The organism is Burkholderia sp. LMG 13014, assembly GCF_905232215.1.
In the GTDB taxonomy this organism is placed as follows: domain Bacteria; phylum Pseudomonadota; class Gammaproteobacteria; order Burkholderiales; family Burkholderiaceae; genus Burkholderia.
The window spans coordinates 21,969-28,693 of the sequence record NZ_CAJNKE010000032.1 but is presented as its reverse complement, the minus strand read 5'-3'; the positions used below and the strand labels follow the sequence as shown (position 1 = coordinate 28,693).

The window sequence follows — 6,725 nt, the reverse complement described above, 5'->3', positions numbered from 1 at the left end:
GTCGTCGGCGACGATGACCGTTTCGACCGGAATGCCTTCGGCCCGCGCGAGCTCGGCGGCGAGCCCGAAATTGAGCCGGTCGCCGGTGTAGTTCTTCACGATCAGCAGTGCGCCGTTCGGGCCGGCGCTGGCACGGATCGCGGCGAGCACGGCGTCGGTGGACGGCGACGTGAACACTTCGCCGCAGACGGCCGCGCTCAGCATCCCTTCGCCGACATAGCCGCCGTGCGCGGGCTCGTGGCCGCTGCCGCCGCCGGAGAGGATGGCGACGGCGCGCTGCGCCGGCTCGGGCAGCGGCTGGCGGACGAGCACGTGCTCGTCACCGAGGATCGCGACATGCGGTGACTGCCGTGCGATACCTTCCAGCATTTCTCGCACGACATCGGACGGGCGGTTGACAAGCTTTTTCATGGCGACGGGTTCCGGACGGGTGAACGAGGCTCGGCCGGGCCTGCACGGGCGCCGGACGGCCTTTCGTGTTGCGGAGGATCGTGCGGGCGCCTTGTCGTCGTGGGCAGGCAGCCATGTATGGGATGACCGTATGCAGGGGCGAGACGAGGCGCACGCTTCGCGCCACGATACATCAGGTTCGAACGTTGCTGCACGGATCGCGGCGCGACCCGCGCCGGAGCGGGGCGGCGGCGCGCTCCCATACGTGGCTACTTCATCGCCGCAATTTCCTTCGCGCGAATCAGCCGCGCGCGCAGCACGTTGCGGCTGATGCCGAGCAGACGCGCGGCCTGGATCTGGTTGCGGTGGCTGAATTCGAACGCGACACGCATCACGGTGTCCTCGATGCGTTCGAACAGGTTGCCGTGATCCTCGTCGAACAGGTCGCGCAGCGCGCGTTCGAGCGCGGCCTGCGCGCCGGCAGCCGGCTCCGGTGCAGACGTGGCGGCGGTCGGCACGCCCGGCGACGCGAGGTGCAGGTCAGCCTCCTGCAGCGCGTCGTGGCGGCTCACGAGCAGCGCATGGTGGATCACGTTTTCGAGCTCGCGGATATTGCCGGGCCAGCCATGTGCCTCGAGCCGGCGCTCGGCGCGCGGGTCGATGCTGCGCGGCCCGTAGCCGAGGCGGCTCCGGTAGTCGTCGAAGAAGTGACGCGCGAGCGGCAGGATGTCGCCCGGGCGTTCGCGCAGCGTCGGCACCGCGAGCTGCACGACGTTGAGCCGGTAGAACAGGTCGCCGCGAAACTGTCCGTTCGCGACGGCCTGTTGCAGATCCACGTTGGTCGCGGCGACCACGCGTACGTCGATCGGCACGCCCGTGCGCGACCCGAGCCGTACCACCTCGCGCTCCTGCAGCACGCGCAGCAGCTTGACCTGCATCGACAGCGGCAGGTCGCCGATCTCGTCGAGAAACAGCGTGCCGCCGTTCGCGGCTTCGAACCAGCCGGGCTTTGCGCTGAACGCGCCGGTAAACGCGCCTTTCTCGTGGCCGAACAGTTCGCTCTCGACGAGCGTCTCGGAGAACGCGCCGCAGTTCACCGCGACGAACGGCCCGTTGCTGCGGCGGCTGAGGCCGTGCACGTGGCGCGCGATCAGTTCCTTGCCGGTACCGGTCTCGCCGACGATCAGCACGTTCGCGTCGCTCGGCGCGACCAGGCGAATCCGTTCGAGCAGCGTGACCGAGTGCGGATCGACGAACACCTGCGCGCGGGCACGAATGGATGTCGCGAGCGCAGGCCGGTCGGGCAGCGTGAGGACGGGCGCGGCGTCGGGCCACGCATCGGAAGGGGAGTGGTTCACGAGTAGAAGCCCGGCGTCGGATAGGTTCGCTTGAGCGCCCATTCGCCGATCTCGCGAATCTTGTATGCGAGCGGGTCGTGGAGCGTATGGGTGCGCAGGTTGCGCCAGTGCCGGTCGAGCCGCAGCGCGCCGTGCGTCGCGCGTGCACCGGCGACGTCGAACATGCGCGTACAGAGATCGAGCCCGGTGCGCGTGGCCGACACCTTGGCCGCGGCCGTGGCGAGCGCGACCTGGCCGCGCTCCGCCTGCGTGAGCGCTGCATCGCGCGACCATGCGGCGTCGAGCCGGTCCGCCGCGCGATCGGCGAGTACGCGTGCGGCTTCGAGTCCGATCCAGAATTCGCCGTACTGGCCGAGGATGTACGGATCGTCGCCGGTGCTCTCGACCTGTGCGCCGGGCCACGGCCGCGCCTCGTGCAGCGTGTAGTGTCGCGCGTCGTTGAACGCGGCTTCGGCGATGCCGAGATACACATTCGTCAGCACGAGCTGCGCGACGAGCGGGCGCAGGCACGCGAACGGCGTCGACAGCGGGCCGGGGTCCGTCAGCAGTTCGTGATCCTCGACGCGCACTTTCTCGAACGTGACCGTGCCGCTGTCGGTCTGCCGCTGGCCGATGTTGTTCCAGTCGTCGGCGATCGAGATGCCGCTGCGCTGCGTCGGCACGGCGGCGATCAGGAACGTGCGCGTGTCGGCGTCGTGCGCGGACGCGATCAGCATCTGCGAATCGAGCGCCCCCGAACAGAAGCTCTTCTGGCCGCTGAATTCGTGCCACGCGCCGCGCGAGCGGCTGATCGTGCGCTCGTCGAGCGGATTCAGCGCATTGCCCCAGAACCACTGCTGGCGCGCGGTGCGCTCGAACCACGATTCCCACTGCGCGGGCGCGCCGAACAGCCGCACGGTCGCGAGCATCAGGTGATGGAAGCCGAACACGTGCGCGAGCGAACTGTCGGCGGCCGCGAGCACGCGGACGACGTCGAGCGTCGTGCGCCAGCTCGCGCCGAAGCCGCCGTAGGCGGCCGGGATGCTCAGCGCGAGCAGGCCGCTGTCGCGCAACTGGTCGCGCTCGGCCTTCGGCGTGCCGCCTTGCTGGTCGCGTTCGGCCGCGGTGCGGGCAAAGCCGGCCGCCAGGCGCTCGGCGATTTGCAGCGCGTCAGGGGGCACCGGTTCGTCGCGGGACGGCGTGACGACGCGCAGGCTTTCCGCGCGGGGCGATACGGAAATGGATGTCATGGCGATGAATGCGTCGGGTCGCTGCACGAAAACGGTCAGGCCGCGATGGGCGTTGCTGACCGGGTGCTGCGTGATCAGCAGAGTGTTCAACGTTTTGCGCTACGCGGGAAACATCGATTTCTGATAACCAATGCCGGATTGCTGCGGTGGACGCAGTTGCGCGTGGCGAGGCCGTGCGGCGCAGCGATCGGCGGCACGCCAAGTGACGATGCAGCAGTCATGTCGACGCTACTACAAGAGTGGGAGGAGTCGCGCCGGCGCATGAACACGAAAAGCTGGCGCCAATGCAGCCCGACGGACGCCGCGCGCCTGCCGGAATCCGTGTCGAAACGGAAAAACGTGCGTGGCGGGCACAGCGCTGCTGATCACGCAGCAGTGCATCAGCAGCGCTGTTTCCCCCGGTTCATCGCGCTGCGGAATATGGATGTGATGCCGCGGCTGGCAGGCTTATCGACGTGCCGCAATCGACGGGAGCGCTGCGACAGGCCGTCGATCTCGATGCATTTCGTCATGCAGACGATCGATTTTCATCGAGACCGTCGAAATGGCACGCTCCTTGCTGACCGATGACGTGACGGGTGCGTCGGCACCCGACTCGACAATGGGAAGGCAACCGATGAGCAATGCAATCAACGTGGTCGCGATATCGGGCGGCCTGCAACGGCCGTCGCGCACGCTGGCGCTGACCGACGCGATCGTCGCGGCACTCGGCGCCGCGCTGCCGATCGACACGCGGCTGATCGAACTCGGCGAGATCGGCGGCCGGCTGGCCGGCGCGCTGACGCGCAAGCAGGTACCGGCCGACCTCGACGCGCAGATTCGCGCGATCGAGACGGCCGATGCGCTCGTCGTCGCGAGCCCCGTGTATCGAGCGTCGTACACGGGACTCTTCAAGCACCTGTTCGACCTCGTGCATCACGAAGCGCTGATCGACGTGCCCGTTCTGCTCGCGGCCACCGGCGGCAGCGAGCGTCATGCGCTCGTGATCGACCACCAGCTCCGCCCGCTGTTCAGCTTCTTCCAGGCCCGCACGCTGCCGATCGGCGTGTACGCATCCGAAAGCGATTTCGACCAGTACCAGATCGCGAACCCGGCATTGCGCGCGCGTATCGCGCTCGCCGTCGATCGCGCGGTGCCGCAACTGCGCCCGCATACGCTTTCCGTCGCGGCCGCGTAGGCCGCCTGCGATTTTTTCTCTCGACCAGGACACACTCATGAGCCATTCCGACCCTTCCGCCGACGGCGTCAAGTTCGCCTACTGGGTGCCGAACGTCAGCGGCGGCCTCGTCGTCAGCACGATCGAGCAGCGCACCGACTGGAGCCTCGAATACAACCAGCAGCTCGCGCGCACGGCCGAGGCGGCCGGCTTCGAGTACGCGCTGAGCCAGATCCGCTTCACGGCCGGCTACGGCGCCGAATACCAGCACGAGTCGGTGTCGTTCAGCCAGGCGCTGCTGCACGCGACGACGAAGCTCAAGGTGCTCGCGGCGATCCTGCCGGGGCCGTGGCATCCGGCTGTGGTCGCGAAGCAGCTCGCGACGATCGACCACATCTCGAACGGGCGCATCGCGATCAACGTCGTGAGCGGCTGGTTCAAGGGCGAATTCACCGCGATCGGCGAGCCGTGGCTCGAGCACGACGAACGCTATCGGCGCTCGAAGGAATTCATCCAGGCGCTGAAGGGCATCTGGACGCAGGACAACTTCACGTTCAAGGGCGACTTCTACCGCTTCAACGACTACACGCTGAGCCCGAAGCCGGTGCAGAAGCCGCATCCGGAGATCTTCCAGGGCGGCAGCTCGCGGGCGGCGCGCGACAACGCGGCGAGCGTGTCGGACTGGTACTTCACGAACGGCAATACGCCGGAGAACCTGAAGGCGCAGATCGACGACATCCGCGCGAAGGCGGCCGCGAACAACCATCGCGTGCGGATCGGCGTCAACGCGTTCGTGATCGCGCGCGATACCGAGGAAGAGGCGAAGGCGGTGCTCGACGACATCATCCGGCACGCGCACGTCGAGGCCGTGCATGCGTTCGGCGATGCGGTGAAGCAGGCCGGCAGCGCGTCGCCGGAAGGCGAGGGCAACTGGGCGAAGTCGACGTTCGAGGATCTCGTGCAGTACAACGACGGCTTCCGCACGAACCTGATCGGCACGCCGCAGCAGATCGCCGAGCGGATCGTCGCGCTGAAGGCGATCGGCGTCGATCTCGTGCTCGCGGGGTTCCTGCACTTCATCGAGGAAGTCGAGTACTTCGGCAAGCGCGTACTGCCGCTCGTGCGCGAGCTCGAGGCGCAGCAGCAGGCGGTTGCCGCGTGATGCGGAGGCCGGTGCGCGGCGGGCGCTCACGCGTGCCGCGCTCGGGCCGATCGAAGGGGCGACACCGCTGGTTCTTGCGGGTCGACCCGGTTTGACGTTTCGGATATCGAAACAGGAGGCTGGCGGTTGATTCACGACACCGCCGGCCGGTTCATGAGCTTTGCCGGAATTGACATGTCTACGGAAATCATCGAAGAAAACGTGCAATCGCAAGCGGGCACCACGCACGCTCCCGTTCCCGTCATCGGCTCGGATGCCGAGGCACTCGACGTCGCGCACCAGGTCGCGGCGCAACTGGCCGAGCACGCCGCGCTGCGTGACCGCGAGCGCAAGCTGCCATTCGACGAGATCGAGCTGTTCTCGTCGAGCGGCCTGTGGGGCATCACCGTGCCGCGCGAATACGGCGGCGCGGAAGTGTCGAACGTGACGCTCGCGGAAGTGATCGCGATCGTTTCGCAGGCGGACCCGTCGCTCGGCCAGATTCCGCAGAACCACTATTGCCTGATCGAGGACATTCGCCTCGAAGGCAGCGATGCGCAGAAGCGCTTCTTCTTCGACCTCGTCCTGAAGGGTACGCGCTATGGGAACGCGTTCTCCGAAGCGGGCGGCAAGAACGTGCTCGATATCCAGACGCGTGTGCGCCGCGACGGCGACGCGTTCGTGCTGAACGGCCGCAAGTTCTATTCGACCGGCACGCTGTTCGCGCACTGGATTCCGGTGCTCGCGCTCGACGAGTCGGACCAGGCCGTGCTCGCGTTCGTGCGGCAGGGTGCGCCGGGGCTGACCGTCGTGGACGACTGGAGCGGCTTCGGGCAGCGCACGACCGCGAGCGGCACGGTGATCGTCGAGAACGTGCGCGTGAGCCCGTTCGAAATCTTCCACACGCAGCGTTCGTACGACCGCCCGACCTTCGCGGGCCCGTTCGCGCAGATCACGACCGCCGCGATCGACCTCGGCATCGCGCGCGCCGCGCTGCAGGACACGATCGCATTCGTGCAGCAGCATGCGCGCCCGTGGATCGACAGCGGGGTCGAGCGCGCGAGCGAGGATCCGCTGACGGTCGCGCAGATCGGCGACATCGCGTACCGCGTGCACGCGGCCGAGGCGCTGCTCGCGCGCTCGGGGCGCTTCGTCGACGCGGCGAAGCGCGAGCCGAGCGAGGAATCGGTCGCGCAGGCCGCGATCGCGGTCGGCGAGGCGAAGATCGCGACGACCGAGGTGTCGCTGCTGGCCGCGAGCAAGCTGTTCGAGCTCGGCGGCAGCAAGTCGACGCTCGCGAAATACAACTTCGACCGCCACTGGCGCAACGCACGCGTGCATACGCTGCATGACCCGGTGCGGTGGAAGTATCACGCGATCGGCAACTACTACCTCAATGGCGTGAAGCCCGCGCGCCATTCCTGGAACTGACCGGCTCGCGCCGGCGCATT

At 67.8% G+C, this 6,725-nt stretch carries 7 protein-coding genes; 4 read left to right on the top strand and 3 right to left on the bottom strand.

The features are described 5' to 3' along the window. From JYJ84_RS06845 to JYJ84_RS06835, 3 genes are all read right to left on the bottom strand, one after another. A partial coding sequence (locus JYJ84_RS06845) for a dihydroxyacetone kinase subunit DhaK (protein ID WP_205189141.1) occupies window positions 1-411 on the bottom strand: 411 nt, incomplete at its 3' end. A gap of 248 nt (window positions 412-659) precedes the next feature. Next, complete coding sequence (locus tag JYJ84_RS06840) at window positions 660-1,748, bottom strand: sigma-54-dependent Fis family transcriptional regulator (protein ID WP_175223299.1); 1,089 nt, start codon at window positions 1,746-1,748, stop codon at window positions 660-662. Then, complete coding sequence (locus tag JYJ84_RS06835) at window positions 1,745-2,977, bottom strand: acyl-CoA dehydrogenase family protein (RefSeq protein ID WP_175223300.1); 1,233 nt, start codon at window positions 2,975-2,977, stop codon at window positions 1,745-1,747. Before JYJ84_RS06835 ends, JYJ84_RS06840 begins: the two co-directional genes overlap by 4 nt. Window positions 2,978-3,022: 45 nt before the next feature. Here JYJ84_RS06835 and JYJ84_RS06830 point away from each other — a divergent pair, with 45 nt between their 5' ends. The 4 genes from JYJ84_RS06830 (at window position 3,023) to JYJ84_RS06815 (ending at window position 6,705) form a co-directional block, all read left to right on the top strand. Beyond that, entirely contained in the window at window positions 3,023-3,547 is a 525-nt protein-coding gene (locus JYJ84_RS06830; protein ID WP_175223301.1) for a hypothetical protein, read from the top strand. A gap of 46 nt (window positions 3,548-3,593) precedes the next feature. After that, window positions 3,594-4,154 carry an FMN reductase gene (msuE, locus tag JYJ84_RS06825; RefSeq protein ID WP_175223302.1) on the top strand — a complete coding sequence of 187 codons (561 nt, stop codon included), beginning with the start codon at window positions 3,594-3,596 and terminating at the stop codon, window positions 4,152-4,154. Between the two features lie 37 nt (window positions 4,155-4,191). Beyond that, window positions 4,192-5,295, top strand: coding sequence for a dimethylsulfone monooxygenase SfnG (gene sfnG / locus JYJ84_RS06820; protein ID WP_175223303.1), 1,104 nt, complete (start codon window positions 4,192-4,194; stop codon window positions 5,293-5,295). 174 nt (window positions 5,296-5,469) lie between these two features. Further along, window positions 5,470-6,705, top strand: a complete 1,236-nt coding sequence (locus tag JYJ84_RS06815) for an SfnB family sulfur acquisition oxidoreductase (protein WP_175223304.1) — start codon at window positions 5,470-5,472, stop codon at window positions 6,703-6,705. The last annotated feature ends 20 nt before the right edge of the window (window positions 6,706-6,725 follow it).